Annotated in this window: 16 protein-coding genes; 13 read left to right on the top strand and 3 right to left on the bottom strand. The window is 73.9% G+C overall.

Annotation, left to right across the window (positions count from 1 at the left end; translation table 11 throughout):
• Nucleotides 1-7: 7 nt before the first annotated feature.
• Nucleotides 8-904 carry a phosphatase domain-containing protein gene (locus RM555_RS13550; RefSeq protein WP_449560143.1) on the bottom strand — a complete coding sequence of 299 codons (897 nt, stop codon included), beginning with the start codon at nucleotides 902-904 and terminating at the stop codon, nucleotides 8-10.
• A 299-nt stretch (nucleotides 905-1,203) separates the two neighbouring features.
• Between RM555_RS13550 and rpmE the strand changes: the two genes are divergently transcribed.
• Both rpmE and prfA read left to right on the top strand, forming a co-directional pair.
• A complete protein-coding gene (gene rpmE, locus RM555_RS13545) occupies nucleotides 1,204-1,428 on the top strand; it encodes a 50S ribosomal protein L31 (RefSeq protein ID WP_088998650.1) in 225 nt (74 codons plus the stop codon).
• 97 nt (nucleotides 1,429-1,525) lie between these two features.
• The gene (gene prfA / locus RM555_RS13540) at nucleotides 1,526-2,614 is read left to right on the top strand and encodes a peptide chain release factor 1 (protein ID WP_311412059.1); all 1,089 of its coding nucleotides are present in this window, start codon (nucleotides 1,526-1,528) and stop codon (nucleotides 2,612-2,614) included.
• Nucleotides 2,615-2,642: 28 nt separating this feature from the next.
• On the opposite strand, the gene RM555_RS13535 is transcribed toward prfA, so the two are convergent.
• Entirely contained in the window at nucleotides 2,643-4,193 is a 1,551-nt protein-coding gene (locus tag RM555_RS13535) for a GGDEF domain-containing protein (RefSeq protein ID WP_311412058.1), read from the bottom strand.
• An 81-nt stretch (nucleotides 4,194-4,274) separates the two neighbouring features.
• On the opposite strand from RM555_RS13535, the gene prmC reads away from it, so the two are divergent.
• The 4 genes from prmC (at nucleotide 4,275) to RM555_RS13515 (ending at nucleotide 8,697) form a co-directional block, all read left to right on the top strand.
• Nucleotides 4,275-5,213, top strand: a complete 939-nt coding sequence (gene prmC, locus RM555_RS13530) for a peptide chain release factor N(5)-glutamine methyltransferase (protein ID WP_396888766.1) — start codon at nucleotides 4,275-4,277, stop codon at nucleotides 5,211-5,213.
• Entirely contained in the window at nucleotides 5,213-5,857 is a 645-nt protein-coding gene (locus RM555_RS13525; RefSeq protein ID WP_132231392.1) for an L-threonylcarbamoyladenylate synthase, read from the top strand. Before prmC ends, RM555_RS13525 begins: the two co-directional genes overlap by 1 nt.
• On the top strand, nucleotides 5,858-6,469 hold the full coding sequence (locus RM555_RS13520; protein WP_311412056.1) for an arsenate reductase/protein-tyrosine-phosphatase family protein: 612 nt from the start codon (nucleotides 5,858-5,860) through the stop codon (nucleotides 6,467-6,469). It abuts the gene before it with no gap.
• 116 nt (nucleotides 6,470-6,585) lie between these two features.
• Nucleotides 6,586-8,697, top strand: coding sequence for a transglycosylase domain-containing protein (locus RM555_RS13515; protein WP_311412055.1), 2,112 nt, complete (start codon nucleotides 6,586-6,588; stop codon nucleotides 8,695-8,697).
• Nucleotides 8,698-8,726: 29 nt separating this feature from the next.
• Here RM555_RS13515 and RM555_RS13510 read toward each other — a convergent pair whose 3' ends face one another.
• A complete protein-coding gene (locus tag RM555_RS13510; RefSeq protein WP_311412054.1) occupies nucleotides 8,727-10,220 on the bottom strand; it encodes an SDR family oxidoreductase in 1,494 nt (497 codons plus the stop codon).
• Between the two features lie 35 nt (nucleotides 10,221-10,255).
• On the opposite strand from RM555_RS13510, the gene RM555_RS13505 reads away from it, so the two are divergent.
• The 7 genes from RM555_RS13505 to RM555_RS13475 all read left to right on the top strand — a co-directional run bounded on the left by RM555_RS13505 (nucleotide 10,256) and on the right by RM555_RS13475 (nucleotide 14,882).
• Nucleotides 10,256-11,542 (top strand): serine hydroxymethyltransferase, encoded by a 1,287-nt coding sequence (locus tag RM555_RS13505; RefSeq protein ID WP_311412053.1) that lies wholly within the window; start codon nucleotides 10,256-10,258, stop codon nucleotides 11,540-11,542.
• Nucleotides 11,539-11,970 (top strand): hypothetical protein, encoded by a 432-nt coding sequence (locus tag RM555_RS13500; RefSeq protein ID WP_311412052.1) that lies wholly within the window; start codon nucleotides 11,539-11,541, stop codon nucleotides 11,968-11,970. The genes RM555_RS13505 and RM555_RS13500 overlap by 4 nt, the downstream gene beginning before the upstream one ends.
• Before the next feature lie 164 nt (nucleotides 11,971-12,134).
• On the top strand, nucleotides 12,135-12,356 hold the full coding sequence (locus RM555_RS13495) for a hypothetical protein (protein ID WP_088998658.1): 222 nt from the start codon (nucleotides 12,135-12,137) through the stop codon (nucleotides 12,354-12,356).
• A complete protein-coding gene (gene atpB, locus RM555_RS13490) occupies nucleotides 12,357-13,178 on the top strand; it encodes a F0F1 ATP synthase subunit A (protein WP_311412051.1) in 822 nt (273 codons plus the stop codon).
• A gap of 93 nt (nucleotides 13,179-13,271) precedes the next feature.
• The gene (gene atpE / locus RM555_RS13485; RefSeq protein WP_088998660.1) at nucleotides 13,272-13,499 is read left to right on the top strand and encodes an ATP synthase F0 subunit C; all 228 of its coding nucleotides are present in this window, start codon (nucleotides 13,272-13,274) and stop codon (nucleotides 13,497-13,499) included.
• A gap of 31 nt (nucleotides 13,500-13,530) precedes the next feature.
• The gene (locus RM555_RS13480) at nucleotides 13,531-14,061 is read left to right on the top strand and encodes a F0F1 ATP synthase subunit B (RefSeq protein ID WP_088998661.1); all 531 of its coding nucleotides are present in this window, start codon (nucleotides 13,531-13,533) and stop codon (nucleotides 14,059-14,061) included.
• Nucleotides 14,061-14,882, top strand: coding sequence for a F0F1 ATP synthase subunit delta (locus RM555_RS13475; RefSeq protein WP_311412050.1), 822 nt, complete (start codon nucleotides 14,061-14,063; stop codon nucleotides 14,880-14,882). The genes RM555_RS13480 and RM555_RS13475 overlap by 1 nt, the downstream gene beginning before the upstream one ends.
• Nucleotides 14,883-14,914 lie beyond the last annotated feature (32 nt).

Here is a 14,914-nt window from a genome sequence, read left to right as displayed (position 1 = left end):
GACGACCTCAGAAGTCGCCCTCGGCGACCTGGAAGACGGTGAGGCCGAGGGCGCGCCACATCCGCACCACCTGCTGGCGGTCGTCGAAGACGCCGACCACCCGGTAGCGGTCGGCGATCTCGCGCTCGTAGATCTCCCGCTTGACCACGGAGTCCTTCCGGTTGTCGCCGACGGCGCGCAGGTGCAGCCCGAGGTAGGGGACCCGGACGTGCCGGGCCAGCCACGCCTCGGTGGCGGCGCGGGCGGTGGCGTCCCGGCCCGAGCAGAACACCACGCCGTACCCGGCGGCGTGCATCGCCCGGACCGCCGCGACCACCGCCGGGTTGGGCTCGTCCTCGGCGACCCGGGTCATGTCGTACGGGCTGCGCGAGACGTTCAGCGCGACCGTGCCGTCGATGTCGACAAGCACGATCTCCGGCGGCTCGGTCGACGGGGCGTGCACCGTGGCGGGCCGCCCCGTCCGGGCCTGCGGCACGGGCAGCGGCAGCGTACGGCCTTCCAGGTAGCGCTCGTGCAGCCGGCGGATCCACGCCTCGCCGACCCGGTCGGCCTCGGGGCGGGCGGCGTCGCGGCGCAGGCACTCGGCGAGCGGTACGTCGGTGAAGTCGTGCACCTCGAAGCCGGCGCCGTGCCGGGCGGCCAGGTCGGCCCAGTCGCGCAGGGTCCGTGAGCGCAGGTTGGTGTCGTCGACGCAGACGTCGGCGCGGGCCCGCAGCAGCGCCTCGACCTGCGCCCGCTGCACGACGGTGACCTGCCACTCCGCCCACTGGGTGAACAGCCGCTCGCCGTGCAACATGCGGCGCAGGTCGTCGCGGTTGACGCGGACCACGGAGGGCTGGAGGGTCCGGGCGAACGTGGTCTTGCCGGAGGCGGGCAGTCCCCGGGTGGCGATCAGGCGGGCCATCGGCTCCTCCGTGTCGTACGTCGTCGGCGGTCCCGCCGTCCGCGCCGCGTGCCCCGGCCGGGGCACGACGCCGACGGCGGCCGTGCCGGGACGAATGCCCGGCCAGGCGTCGGGAATGCGGGACGTGGGGCGTGCGTTGTCGATGCCGGACCAGCCGTGCGGCCCGACTGCCGGGTCGGCGTACGCCCATGGCACACTGGTCAATCGGCCACCGGTTCCGGTTCACGCCCGAGCCCGTCGCGCGCCGCGACGGACACCGACGGCGACCCGGCGACCATCCACGAGAGGACCGAGGCGAGATGAAGTCCAACATCCACCCGGAGTACGTGACCACCGAGGTCAGCTGCTCCTGCGGTAACACGTTCACCACCCGCAGCACCGCCAAGGGCGGCTCGATCCACGTCGAGACCTGCAGCGCCTGCCACCCGTTCTACACCGGCAAGCAGCGCGTCCTGGACACCGCAGGCCGGGTGGCGAAGTTCCAGCAGAAGTACGCCAAGGTTCAGGCCAAGAAGGCCAAGTAGCTCCTCGTTCGGCGCCCGCGTCCGGTTTCGTGCCGGACGCGGGCGCCGTCCGTATCTCCCCGGATCCCGCCCTCGTCGCCGAAGGAGCCTCCCCCGCATGAGCAGCGAGCGCCTGGCCGCCCTCCTCGACGAGTACGCCGAGCTGGAGAAGCGGCTGGCGGATCCGGCCATCCACGCCGACCAGGGCACCGCCCGCCGGGTCGGCCGCCGGTACGCCGAGCTGGTCCCGCTGCACAAGGCGGCAGGGGAGCTGGAGCAGGCCCGCGCCGACCTGGCCGCCGCCCGGGAGCTGGTCGCCGAGGACGCGTCCTTCGCCGCCGAGGCCGAGTCGATCGCGGAGAGTCTGCCGGCGCTGGAGCAGCGGCTGGCGGAGTTGCTGATCCCGCGCGACCCGCACGACGCCAAGGACGTGATCGTCGAGATCAAGGCGGGCGAGGGCGGCGAGGAGTCCGCGCTGTTCGCCGGCGACCTGCTGCGGATGTACACCCGGTACGCCGAGCGGCGCGGCTGGCTCACCGAGGTGCTCGACGCCCAGGACTCGGACCTGGGCGGGGTGAAGGACGTCTCGCTGGCGATCAAGACCAAGGGCGTGCCCGAGGGCGGCAACGGCGTCTGGTCCCGGCTCAAGTGGGAGGGCGGCGTGCACCGGGTGCAGCGCGTACCGGTCACCGAGTCGCAGGGCCGCATCCACACGAGCGCCGCCGGGGTGCTGGTGCTGCCGGAGGCCGAGGACGTCGACGTCACCATCGACCCGAACGAGCTGCGCATCGACGTGTTCCGCTCGTCGGGGCCCGGCGGCCAGTCGGTGAACACCACCGACTCGGCGGTACGGATCACGCACGTGCCGACGGGCATCGTGGTCTCCTGCCAGAACGAGAAGTCCCAGTTGCAGAACCGGGAGCAGGCGATGCGGATCCTGCGCGCCCGGCTGCTGGCGGCGGCCCAGGAGCAGGCCGACGCGGCCGCCTCGGACGCCCGCAAGGCGCAGGTGCGCACCGTGGACCGTTCCGAGCGGATCCGCACGTACAACTTCCCGCAGAACCGGATCACCGACCACCGGATCGGCTACACCGCGTACAACCTGGACCTGGCGCTCGCCGGTGAGCTGGACGGGGTCCTCGACGCCCTCGTCGAGGCCGACCGCGCCGCCCGCCTGGCCGGCGACACCGAGCTGACCCGCCGCTGACCCCCGGGGCCCGACGGGGCGGCCGGGGTCAGGAGGCGCGGGGGCGGGTCTTCGCCGCCAGCATCGCGCGGTCGGCGGCCTCGAACGCAGTGCCGAGGGCGTCGCGCAGGCCGGGACCGGTGGCGCCCACCTCGGCGAAGCCGACGCTGACCCCGACCGGCGTGCCGGGGACCAGCGACTCCCAGTCCTCGGTGCGCACCGCGGCGTCGATGCGGCGGCCCACCTCGGCCGCCTCGGTCATCCCGGCGCCGGGCAGCACCACCACGAACTCGTCCCCGCCGTAGCGGGCCACGAAGTCGCCCCGGCGCATCACCCGGTTGATCACCCCGGCGATGCGCTGGAGCACCAGGTCGCCGGAGTGGTGCCCGTGCCGGGTGTTGACGGCCTTGAAGCCGTCCAGGTCGCAGACGCCGATGACGACCCGGTCGCCGTGGGCGACCAGGGTGGCGATGTAGCGCTCCAGCCGCCGCCGGTTGGGCAGCCCGGTCAGCGGGTCGGTCAACGCCTCGCCCTCGAAGCGGGCCGCCTCGCGGCGCATCTCCTCGTGGTCGATGCGGGCGGCGATGCCGTCGATGTAGACGTCGCGGAGCCGGTCGTTGCGCTGGGCGGCCAGCCGGAACGCCAGCCGGTCGGCCCGGTGCGCGCCGGCGTGGTCGCCGGCGCGGGCCAGGGCGATGCTGCGCAGCCGGGCCGGTTCGGCCGCGCCCAGCGTCTCCGTGGAGACCTGGACGGTGTCCAGCCGGGTGACGGCCTCGATCGGCCGTCCCTCGGCGACGGCCAGGCAGACCTGGCCGAGCTGGCGCATGTCGCGGGCGCGGGCGCTGTCGCCGCCGTGGCCGAGCAGCCGGGCCGGGCCGGCCTGCGGGTCGACGTCCCACCGGTCGCCGAGGGCCGCCCGCCGGGCGGCGGCGTAGCCGTACGCGGCCAGGCTGCTGGGGCGCAGCTTCCCGGCCCGCCCGCTGCCCAGGAACCGGTCCAGGTCGGCGGCGACGTCGCGCAGCACCCGCAGGCAGCCGTCGCTGTCGCCGTTGTGGTCCAAGGCGACGGCGTTGCGCAGCCGGATCCCGGGGGCGGCGAAGGTCTCCTCCGGGATCTCGGCGGCGCTGCCGAGCTGCCGCGCCCGTTCGATGGCGCCGAGGGCGTAGCCGTGGAAGCTGAGGTACGAGTAGGCCATCGCCAGGTCGTGCCAGCCCCACGCGGTGTCCCGGTCGGGGTCCGCCACGGCGCCCAACGCCCGGGCGGCCTTCACCAGGTGGGTGACGCAGCGGTCCAGCGCGCCCTGGTGGTGCGCGGCGAGGGCGGCCAGCGCGTTGAGGTGCCCGAGCAGGTAGGGCTCGGCGAGGTCGCGGACGGCGGTGGAGGCCTCCTCGACGGCCCGGGTGTACTCCGCCGTCCGCCCGAGGTTGATCACCGCGGAGAGGCGCTGCACCAGGGCGTCGGCCCGTGCGTACGGGTCGGTGGTGGTGGCGACGACCCGGTCGAGGATCGCGTACGCCTCGGCGGAGCGGCTGGACTCCTGGAGGGCCCGCGCCCGCGTCAGGGCGTCAACCTGGTCGGTGACCCGGTCGAGCCAACCCACCGCGACCTCCTGTCGGTGTGCGTCCGGACGCATCCGCTCGTGATGTCCAGCGCGACGCCCCATGATTATCTCGTGACCACCGTGCCGCAACACCCGTCCGAAGGGACGAGACGGCAGCGCCCTTCCGTGGCGTTGGCCCGGGCGTCCCGGGCCCTCGCCGACGCCGGTATCGCCTCGCCCCGCGCCGAGGCGGAGCAGTTGGCCGCGTACGTGCTGGCGGTGCCCCGGGGGCGGCTGGCGCTGGCCGACGACCTCACGGCCGAGCAGCTCGACCGGTTCGACGAGCTGGTCGCGCGGCGGGCCGGGCGGGAACCGTTGCAGCATCTCACCGGCAGCGCCGGCTTCCGGCACCTGGAACTGGCCGTCGGACCGGGCGTCTTCGTGCCCCGGCCCGAGACGGAACTGCTCGCCGGCTGGGGGATCGCGCAGGGCCGGCGCCTGGGCGCCGCGCTGGTGGTGGACCTGTGCAGCGGCTCGGGGGCGATCGCCCTCTCGGTGGCCCAGGAGCTGCCGGCGGCCCGGGTGGTGGCGGTGGAACGGTCAGCGGCGGCGCTGCCCTGGCTGCACCGCAACGCGGCGGCGCGGGCCGCCGCGGGGGACCGGCCGATCGAGGTGGTGGCGGCGGACGTCACCGCCGCCGACCTGCTCGCCGACCTGGTGGGCCGGGTCGACGTGCTGCTCTGCAACCCGCCGTACGTGCCGTCGGGGGTGGCCGTACCCCCGGAGGTGGGCCGACACGACCCGGCGAACGCGGTCTTCGGCGGTGGGGACGGCCTGGCAGTGATCCGCCCGGTGATCGCGCGGGCGGCGGCGCTGCTGCGCCCGGGCGGGGTGTTCGGCGTGGAGCACGACGACACGCACGGCACGGCGGTGCCCGACCTGCTCGCCGCGGACGGCCGGTTCGAGGCGGTCGCCGACCACCCGGACCTGACCGGACGGCCCCGGTTCGCGACCGCGTCCCGCCGGGCGGACGGCCAGCACGCCGCCGTCGCCGCGACGTGGCAGACTGACTCCTCGTGATGCTCTACGACTGCCGGTCGCCCGCCGACCGGGACCGCGGCATCGCCGCTGCCATCGAGGCGGTCAAGAACGGCGAGCTGGTCGTCCTGCCGACGGACACGGTCTACGGGATCGGCGCGGACGCGTTCACCCCGTACGCGGTCAAGGCCCTGCTGGACGCCAAGGGCGGCCGTCAGGTGCCGCCGCCCGTGCTGATCGGCTCCCGGCACACCCTCGACGGCCTGGTCTACTCGCTGCCCCAGGCGGCCCGGGACCTCGTCGAGGCGTTCTGGCCCGGGGCGCTGACCATCATCGTGACCCACTCGCCCAGCCTGCGCTGGGACCTCGGCGACTCCTCGGGGACGGTGGCGGTGCGGATGCCGCTGCACCCGGTGGCGCTGGAGGTGCTGCGCGAGACCGGCCCGATGGCGGTCGCCTCGGCCAACAAGACCGGCCAGCCGGCCGCCCTCACCGCCGAGGAGGCCCGCGACCAGCTCTCCTACTCGGTGCGGGCCTACCTGGAGGCCGGGCCCTGCCCGGATCCGGTGCCGAGCACGATCGTGGACCTCACCGGCGAGGTGCCGCAGGTCCTCCGCCAGGGCGCCGTCGGGTTGGAGAAGCTGCGCGACGTGGTGCCCGACATCCTCGTCGGCCAGGGGGTCTGAGTGCCTCCGTTCACCGTGCTGCACGTGTGCATGGGCAACATCTGCCGCTCCCCGATGGCCGAGCGGCTGCTGGCCCTCGCCGTCCGGGAACGGCTGGCCCGCCGCGAGGTCGACCCGGCGCGCGCCGATGAGCTGCTGCACAGCCACAGCGCCGGCACCGGTGGCTGGCACGCCGGCGAGGAGATGAACCCGCCGGCGTCGCGCCAGGTGACCTCCCGGGGCGGCAGCGTCGCCGGCTTCGCCGCGCGCAAGCTTCGCTCGGACCACATCGACGCCGCCGACCTCGTCCTGACCGCCACCGCCGACCAGCAGGAGTACGTGGTGGCGTTGCGCCCCGACGCCGAGTCGCGCACGTTCGTGCTGGGCGAGTTCGGCCGGCTGCTCGCCGGCGTGGACGCCGCCGCGCTGCCGGCGGCCGAGGCGACCCCCGACGCGGTGTACGCGCGCGGCGTGGCCCTGGTGGAGGCCGCCCACGCCGCCCGGCTGGGCACCACCTCGCTGCCCACCGACGATCTCGACGATCCGTGGGGGCGCGGCGACCAGTGCTTCAGCCGGGTCGCCGACGAGATCGAGGAGAGCGTCCACCCCCTCGCCGCAGTGCTCCTGCCGTAACCCGCCCGAGGTACCCGCCCGCGTGAGTTTCCTGCGGGTTTGGGGGAAAGGGGCGGTACAGAGGGGCTTTCGGGTCATTCTGAGTGGGTCCTGACCGGCTCCTGCGGGGAGAGCTGATGACCCGGGCACGCCTCGACAAAGTGTTCACGATCCTGCTCGCCGGCGTGCTGGCCGGGCTGGCGCTCGCGGTGGCGGCCCTCCCGGCCGCGCTGGTCTTCGGGATCGGGTTCTCGGCGCTCGCCGCGCCGTACTCGGAGTTGCCGAACACGCTGCGCACGCCGCCCACGCCCCAGCGCTCGAACCTCTACGCCAACGACGGCAAGACGCTGATCACCTCCTTCTACCAGGAGGACCGGGTGGACGTGCCGCTGGCCGAGGTGGCGCCGGTGATGCGGCAGGCGGTCATCGCCGCCGAGGACACCCGGTTCCACGAGCACAGCGGGGTCGACCTGCGTGGCGTGGCGCGGGCCTTCACCGTCAACCGGGGGGCCGGGGAGACCCGGCAGGGCGCGTCCACGCTGACCATGCAGTACGTCCGCAACGTGCTCAGCAACGACCCCCGGCTGAGCGAGCGGCAGCGGGCCGCCGCCACCGAGCTCAGCACCGCGCGCAAGATCCAGGAGATGCGGTACGCGCTGGCCCTGGAGCGGGAGCTGACCAAGGACGAGATCCTCGCCCGCTACCTCAACATCGCCTACTTCGGCGCGGGCGCGTACGGGGTGGGCGCCGCGAGCCGCCGCTACTTCTCGAAGCCGCCGGCGGACCTCACCCTTGCCGAGGCGGCGCTGCTGGCCGGCCTGGTCCGCTCCCCGCACACCGACGACCCGATCAACGGCGACGCGGACGCGGCGGTCGCCCGCCGGGCGTACGTGCTGGACCGGCTGGTGGAGTCCGGGCAGGTCCCCGCCGAGGCGGCGGACCGGGCCAGGGCGGAGCAGTTGAAGCTGCGCCCCAGCCAGACGCCGAACGACTGCACGGCGGTGCCGGCGGAGCACAACGACTGGGGCTTCTTCTGCGACTGGTTCACCCGCTGGTGGAACGCCCAGCCGGCGTTCGGCGCGACGGTCGACGAGCGGCAGCTCACGCTGCGCCGGGGCGGGTTCTCCATCGTCTCCTCGCTCGACCCGGCGGTGCAGCGCGCCACCACCGAGCAGGTGCGCCGGATCTACTCGGTGGACGACCGCCGGGCGGCGCCGACGGCGGTGGTCCAGCCCGGCACGGGCCGGGTCCTCGCGATGGCGGTGAACCGCAACTACGGCGTGGCCGCCAACCCGGCCGGGCAGAAGAACCACCCGAACACGGTCAACCAGTTGGTCGCCGGGGGCGGGGCGATCGAGGGCTACCAGGCCGGCTCCACGTTCAAGGTCTTCACGATGCTGGCCGCGCTGGAGTCCGGGCTGCCGCTGAGCACGGAGTTCGACGCGCCGGAGCGGATCGTGACCGACTACTCGGCGAGCGGGGCGGCGAGCTGCGACGGGTACTGGTGCCCGCGCAACGCCAGCGACCTGATGGACGGCCGGCACACCATGTGGACCGCCTTCGGCGAGTCGGTCAACACGTACTTCGCCTGGCTGACCGAGCGGGTCGGCGCGGACCGGGTGGTGGAGATGGCCGAGCGGCTCGGCATCGTCTTCCGTGCCGAGGAGGACGCGCGGCTGGCCCGCCACGGCGCGCGCGAGTGGGGGCCGTTCACCCTCGGGGTCTCCGCCACGACCCCGCTCGACCTGGCCGGCGCGTACGCCGCCGTGGCGGCCGAGGGCTCGTGGTGTGCGCCGCTGCCGGTCGTCTCGATCGCCGACGCCGCCGGCCGCCCGGTGGCCGCCGCGCGGACGCACTGCCGGCAGGCGGTGGATCCGGACGTGGCCCGGGCGGCGGCCGACGCGGCCCGTTGCGTGGTCGGCGACCAGTCGATGTACCGGGAGTGCGACGGCGGCACCGCGGAGGGGCTGCGTCGGCAGCTCGGCCGGCCGGTGGCGGGCAAGACGGGCAGCTCGGACGGGTACGCGACGGAGACCGTGGTCGCCTTCACCCCGCAGCTGGCGGTCGCCTCGATCGCCGCGAACCCCGACGACCCGCGCGACGCGGTGGGCCAGCGGGTGCAGGGGCAGCTGGTCGAGGCGGTGGGGGAGGTGCTCGCCTTCGCGCTGCGCGACGAGCCCGTCCGCGACTTCGTGCCGCCCAGCGAGGCGACCGCCTTCCAGCTCACCGGCGCCCGCGCCGGCAACTGAGACCGGCGGGCCGCAGGGGCACGGGCGTCTCAGCGGCGCGGGGACGCGGCCACGGGCCGGCGGGCCGCCTGCTCGGCCTGGCGGGCGATGTTGCGGGCCATCCCGCCGAAGACCACCGCGTGGAAGGGCGCCACCGCGCCCCAGTACGCGTGCCCGGGCAGCCCGCGCGGCAGGAACACCGCCCGCTGCTGGTAGCGGCTGCCCTCGCCGTCCACCCGGAGCACCCGCATCTCCAGCCAGGCCCGGCCCGGCAGCCGCATCTCGGCGCGCAGCCGCAGCAGCTCGCCGGGCACGATCTCCTCCACCCGCCAGAAGTCCAGCGCCTCGCCGACCTGGAGGCGGTGCGGGTCGCGCCGGCCCCGGCGCAGCCCCACGCCGCCGATCAGCCGGTCCAGCCAGCCCCGGACCGACCAGGCCAGCGGGAACGAGTACCAGCCGTGCTCCCCGCCGACGCCCTCGACGACCCGCCACAGCTCCTCCGGCGGTGCGTGCACCGCCCGCTCGCGGACGTCGGTGTAGGCGGTCCCGCCGGACCACTCCGGGTCGCTGGGCAGCGGCTCGGCCGGCGCGTCGGGGCCGCTCGCGGTCGACCAGCGGGTCGCCACCTCGCCGTCGCGGACCTTCGCCAGGGCCGCCGCGACCGCCTGGTCGAAGCCGGTCAGCCCCTCCGGCGGGTCGGGCACGTACGCGGCGATGTCGTGCTCGTGGGCGACGGCCTCGTGGACCAGGCTCTCCACCAGCGGTCGGGCGATCGCGTTCGGCACCGGCGTGACGAGCCCGACCCAGTGCGAGGAGAGCGACGGCGTCAGCGGTCGCACCGGCACGATGGTCCGCCGGCGCAGCCCGGCCACCCGCGCGTACCGCTGCATCATGTCCTGGAAGGTGAGGATGTCCGGCCCGCCGATGTCGAAGGCGCGGTTGACCTCCGGCGGCAGGTGCGCGCAGCCGGCCAGGTAGCGCAGCACGTCCCGGACGGCGATCGGCTGGATCCGGTTGCGGACCCAGCGGGGGGTGACCATGGCCGGCAGCCGCTCGGTCAGGTAGCGCAGCATCTCGAACGAGGCCGACCCGGACCCGATGATCACCGCGGCCCGCAGCACCGCCGTCGGCACCCCGCTGTCGAGCAGGATCCGCCCCACCTCGGCCCGGGAGCGCAGGTGCGCCGACGGGACCTCCCGGTCCGCCGCCGGCTCCGGCCCGCCCAGGTAGACGATCCGGCGTACGCCGGCGGCGCGCGCGGCCTCGGCGAACCGGGTGGCGGCCTCCCGGTCGGCGGCCTCGAAGCCGGCCTGGCCGAGCGAGTGCACCAGGTAGTAGGCGACGTCCACGCCCTCGAACGCGGCCGGCAGCGTCTCCGGCGCGCGCAGGTCGCCCTCGACGATCTCCGTCCGCGCCGCCCACGGCACGTCCCGCAGCCGTCCCGCCTTGCGGGCGAGGCAGCGCACCGTGTGCCCCTCGACCAGCAGCCGGGGCGCCAGCCGCCCGCCGATGTAACCCGTCGCTCCCGTGACCAGGCATCTCACGGTCTCCAGTGTGCGGCCCAATAGACTCTGGCGCTGTGGCTACTGAGACGAGCACCTTCTGGGGGCCGGATTTCGACCAGCTCCGCGCGACCGATCCGGAGATCGCCGGGGTGGTGCTCGGCGAGCTGGACCGGCTCCGGGGCGGCCTGCAACTGATCGCCAGCGAGAACCTCACCTCGCCGGCGGTGCTGGCCGCGCTCGGCTCGACCCTGACCAACAAGTACGCCGAGGGCTACCCGGGGCGGCGCTACTACGGCGGCTGCGCCGAGGTCGACCGGGCCGAGGAGATCGGCATCGCGCGGGCGAAGGAGCTCTTCGGCGCCGAGCACGCCAACCTCCAGCCGCACTCGGGGGCGAGCGCCAACCTGGCCGCGTACGCGGCGCTGGTCCAGCCGGGGGACACGGTGCTCGCCATGGACCTGCCGCACGGCGGCCACCTCACCCACGGCAGCCGGGTCAACTTTTCCGGCAAGTGGTTCCACACGGTCGGCTACACCGTCCGGCGCGACACCGAGCTGATCGACTACGACGAGGTACGCGACCTGGCCCTCGCGCACCGGCCCAAGATGATCATCTGTGGGGCGACGGCCTACCCGCGGTTGATCGACTTCGCGCGGTTCCGCGAGATCGCCGACGAGGTCGGGGCGTATCTGATGGTCGACGCCGCGCACTTCATCGGGCTGGTCGCCGGGAAGGCCGTCCCGTCGCCGGTGCCGCACGCCGACGTCGTCTGCCTCACCACGCACAAGGTGCTGCGCGGGCCGCGCGGCGGCATGATCCTGTGCCGGGAGTCGCTGGCCCAGCGCATCGACAAGGCGGTCTTCCCGTTCACCCAGGGCGGCCCGCTGATGCACGTCGTCGCCGCCAAGGCGGTCGCGCTGCGCGAGGCCGCCCAGCCCGAGTTCCGGGCCTACGCGGAGCGCGTGGTGGCGAACGCGCGGGCGCTCGCCGCCGGGCTGGACGACGAGGGGATGCGCCCGGTCTCCGGGGGCACCGACACCCACCTCGCCCTGGTCGACCTGCGCGAGGTCGGGGTCACCGGCGCGGACGCCGAGGCGCGCTGCGACGCCGCCGGCATCACCCTGAACAAGAACGCGATCCCGTACGACCCGCAGAAGCCGATGGTCGCCTCGGGCATCCGGGTGGGCACCCCGAGCGTCACCACCCAGGGCATGCGCGAGCCGGAGATGCGGCAGGTCGCCTCGCTGATCGCCCGCGCCGTGCGCACCGATCCGGCCGCCCCCGGGGGCGCCGACACCCTCGCCGGGCTCGCCGGCGAGGTCGCCGAGCTGGTCGCCGCCTTCCCGGCGTACCCCCGATGAGCGAGCCGCGCGCGGGCGAGCCGGGTGCCATCCGGTCCCGGCTGCCGCACCTGCGCCTGCCGCTGCTGGCCTGCGTGGTGCTCGCGCTGGTCGCGGTGCCGACCGCCGCCGTGCTGCGAGGCGGCACCGGCGCGGCCGGCGTGGCCGCCGGGATCGCGCTGGTCGTCGTCAGCTACCTGGTCTCCGGCGTCTCGGTGGCCTGGGCCGACGCCGTCAACCCCCGGATGATCATGTCGGTGGGGCTGGTCACCTACGCCACGAAGATCGTGGTGCTCGGGGTGGCGATGGCCGCCGTGGCGGCCACCGGCTGGCCCGGCCTGCCGGACATGGGGGTGGCGATCATCGCGGCCGTGGTGGTCTGGACGGGCGCCCACCTGGGCTGGGCCCTGCGTACGCCGCTGCCCACATTCGAGCGACGCGGTGAGTGAGCGTTCTGTCGGATCTGCGTCCGGCATTTCGGGCTGCCGCGGCGGGCCGCACGGGAGTAACCTGACCAACGACTTTCGCGCCCGCACCATGGCCCGCACGCTGTCCGCAGTGTGGGGGGTGCCGCACACTCCCGCGCGTCCCTGCTGATATTGTTCGCCACGTCATGGCCGAAGACCCACACCCCCGCAGGTCCGACGACCCTTCGTCGGAAGGCGCGGCAGGGGCCGTCCTGGGCTACCTACTCGCCGGCATCGTGGTGTGGGGCTTCCTCGGGTGGTTGGCGGAGCGACTTCTCGATCTGCGAACCGGCGTCGGGGTCGCCCTCGGCATGATCTTCGGCGCGGCCGGAGCGATTTACCTGATCATGAAGAGGCTCAGTGCTTGAGTGCCAGCACGCGCGGGTCTGTCGAGTGCGGAGGATGACACGGTGAGTGGACAGCTCGTCGCCGCCGAGGGGCTTCCCTGGCCCCCCAGCGTCGGAGATTTCTACCCGCCGGACGTGGCTGGCCCCTGGGTCACCAAGTTCGGGATCATGGTCTGGCTCGCGGTCGCGCTGCTGACCATCTTCTTCATGCTCGCCTACCGGAAGCCCAAGCTGGTCCCCGGTAAGGCCCAGTGGTACGCGGAGTCGATCTACGGCCTGGTCCGGGACAACATCGCCCGCGAGCAGATGGGCAACGCGGGCATCCGCTTCGCGCCCTACTTCACGGTGCTGTTCAGCTTCATCGTGCTGACCAACCTCTTCGCCATCGTGCCCGGGTTGCAGATCTCGCCGAACTCGCACATCGCGTTCCCCATCGTGCTCGCCGCGATCTCCTACGTGATGTACCTCTACATCGGCGCCCGCAAGCACGGCCTCGGCAAGTACCTCAAGATGAGCCTGATCATCCCGAACGTGCCGTGGCCCATGCACATCCTGCTGATCCCGATCGAGTTCATGCAGACGTTCATCGTCCGGCCCGTCACGCTGGCCCTGCGGCTCTTCGCGAACCTGTTCGCCGGCCACCTGCTGCTGCTGGTCTTCACCATCGGCGGCTTCGTGATGCTCAACTCGAGCAGCCTGTTCATCCAGGTGACCTCGGTCTTCTCCTTCCTGATGGCGATCGTGATGGCCTTCTTCGAGGTGCTGGTCGCCGTCCTGCAGGCCTACGTCTTCGTCACGCTGAGCGCGAACTACATCGGAAGTTCGCTCGCCGACGAGCACTGATCGGGCTCGGCGGGCCACCCGGCCCGACCAAGCTTCTGGTACCGACCCGCGTACGCGTGAGACCTCACGCGTCGAACAGGAGGAATACCCGCAATGACTGTTCTTGCCGAGATCGGCGGTAGCGTCAACACCATCGGCTACGGCCTCGCCGCCATCGGCCCCGGTATCGGTGTCGCCCTGGTCTTCGCGGCCTACATCCAGTCGAGCGCGCGTCAGCCGGAGTCCGCCGGCTACAACCGCACCTGGCTGATCCTGGGCTTCGCCCTCGTCGAGGCGCTCGCGCTGTTCGGCCTGGTGCTCGCCTTCGCCGTCGGCGGCTGACGAGAGTTCTCTCCCGACCCGGAGGTCTGACATGTTCATCGCCGCAGAAGGTGTGGAGCACAACCCGATCCTGCCCATCTGGCAGGAGATGGTCGTCGGGACCATCGCCTTCGCCCTGCTCTGCTTCGTCCTGCTGAAGTTCGTCATGCCCCGCATGGAGGCGATGTACCAGGCGCGGGTCGACGCGATCGAGGGTGGGCTCAAGCGGGCCGAGGCCGCCCAGGCCGAGGCGAACCAGGTGCTCGAGCAGTACCGGGCCCAGCTCGCCGAGGTGCGTACCGAGGCGGCCCGGATCCGGGACGACGCCCGGGCCGACGCCGAGGGCATCCGCCAGGACATCCTCGCCAAGGCGCGGGAGGAGTCCGACCGGATCATCGCCGCGGGCAAGGAGCAGCTCGCCGCCGAGCGCGCCACCATCGTGCGCGAGCTGCGCACCGAGGTCGGCACGATCGCGGTCGACCTGGCCAGCAAGATCGTCGGGGAGTCCCTCGCCGACGAGGCGCGCCGCAAGGGCACCGTCGACCGGTTCCTGAGCAACCTCGAGAGCGCGGGGGCCCGCTGATGCAGGCCGCCAGCCGGGAGTCGTACAAGGTCGCGGCCGAGCGCCTCGACGCGTACGTCCGCGGTGCGGAGCCGTCGGCGGTGGCCACCACCGCCGACGCCATCCTCTCCGTCGCCAACCTGCTGCGGCGCGAGCCGCGGCTGCGCCGGGCGCTGTCCGACCCGGCCCGCACCGGTGCCGACCGTGCCGGGCTGCTCGGCGAGCTGCTGCGCGGCAAGGTCGACGCCGAGGCGCTGGACCTGATCGCCTCGCTGGTCGCCGGCCGCTGGTCGGCGCCCTCGGAGCTGCTCGACGCCGCCGAGCGGCTGGGCGTCGACGCTCTCCTGGCGGGCGCCGACTCCGCGGGCGAGCTGGGCGAGGTCGAGGACGAGCTGTTCCGCTTCGGGCAGGTCGTCGCCGGTTCGCCGGGGCTGTCCAGCGCGCTCTCCGACCCGACCGTCCCGGCCGAGCGGCGGGCCACGCTGGTCGACCAGCTGCTCGCCGGCAAGGCCCGGCCGGTCACCGGCTACCTCGTCGGGGTCGCGCTCGCCGGGTTCGGTGGACGCAACTTCGCCGGGGCGCTCACCCGGCTGGTCGAGCTGGCCGCCGACCGGCGGGACCGGCAGGTGGCGTACGTGACCGCCGCGGCCCCGTTGAGTGAAGAGGACGAGCGCCGGCTGGGCGCGAGTCTCTCCGCGATATACGGTCGGGAGGTCTCCGTCAAGCAGACGGTGGACCCCTCGGTTCTCGGTGGCGTGAGCGTGCGGGTCGGTTCCGACCTGTACGACGGCACCGTCCTGCGCCGCCTCAACGAGAGCCGCAACGCGCTCGCGAAGCGCTGAGGCGGCACCCCCGCTCAGCGCCTGTGAATAGA

Origin of the sequence: Micromonospora reichwaldensis, assembly GCF_031845925.1 — a bacterium.
Taxonomy (GTDB): domain Bacteria; phylum Actinomycetota; class Actinomycetes; order Mycobacteriales; family Micromonosporaceae; genus Micromonospora; species Micromonospora reichwaldensis.
This window is presented reverse-complemented; position numbering and strand designations above follow the sequence as displayed.

Bases quoted from the DNA above. Each gene is read 5' to 3' on its own strand.
- RM555_RS13515 (WP_311412055.1), top strand. From the start codon at position 6,586: ATGACCCGGGCACGCCTCGACAAAGTGTTCACGATCCTGCTCGCCGGC.
- RM555_RS13495 (WP_088998658.1), top strand. From the start codon at position 12,135: ATGGCCGAAGACCCACACCCCCGCAGGTCCGACGACCCTTCGTCGGAA.
- atpE (WP_088998660.1), top strand. From the start codon at position 13,272: ATGACTGTTCTTGCCGAGATCGGCGGTAGCGTCAACACCATCGGCTAC.
- RM555_RS13500 (WP_311412052.1), top strand. From the start codon at position 11,539: ATGAGCGAGCCGCGCGCGGGCGAGCCGGGTGCCATCCGGTCCCGGCTG.
- RM555_RS13475 (WP_311412050.1), top strand. From the start codon at position 14,061: ATGCAGGCCGCCAGCCGGGAGTCGTACAAGGTCGCGGCCGAGCGCCTC.
- prfA (WP_311412059.1), top strand. From the start codon at position 1,526: ATGAGCAGCGAGCGCCTGGCCGCCCTCCTCGACGAGTACGCCGAGCTG.
- RM555_RS13550 (WP_449560143.1), bottom strand. From the start codon at position 904: ATGGCCCGCCTGATCGCCACCCGGGGACTGCCCGCCTCCGGCAAGACC.
- rpmE (WP_088998650.1), top strand. From the start codon at position 1,204: ATGAAGTCCAACATCCACCCGGAGTACGTGACCACCGAGGTCAGCTGC.
- RM555_RS13480 (WP_088998661.1), top strand. From the start codon at position 13,531: ATGTTCATCGCCGCAGAAGGTGTGGAGCACAACCCGATCCTGCCCATC.
- RM555_RS13525 (WP_132231392.1), top strand. From the start codon at position 5,213: ATGCTCTACGACTGCCGGTCGCCCGCCGACCGGGACCGCGGCATCGCC.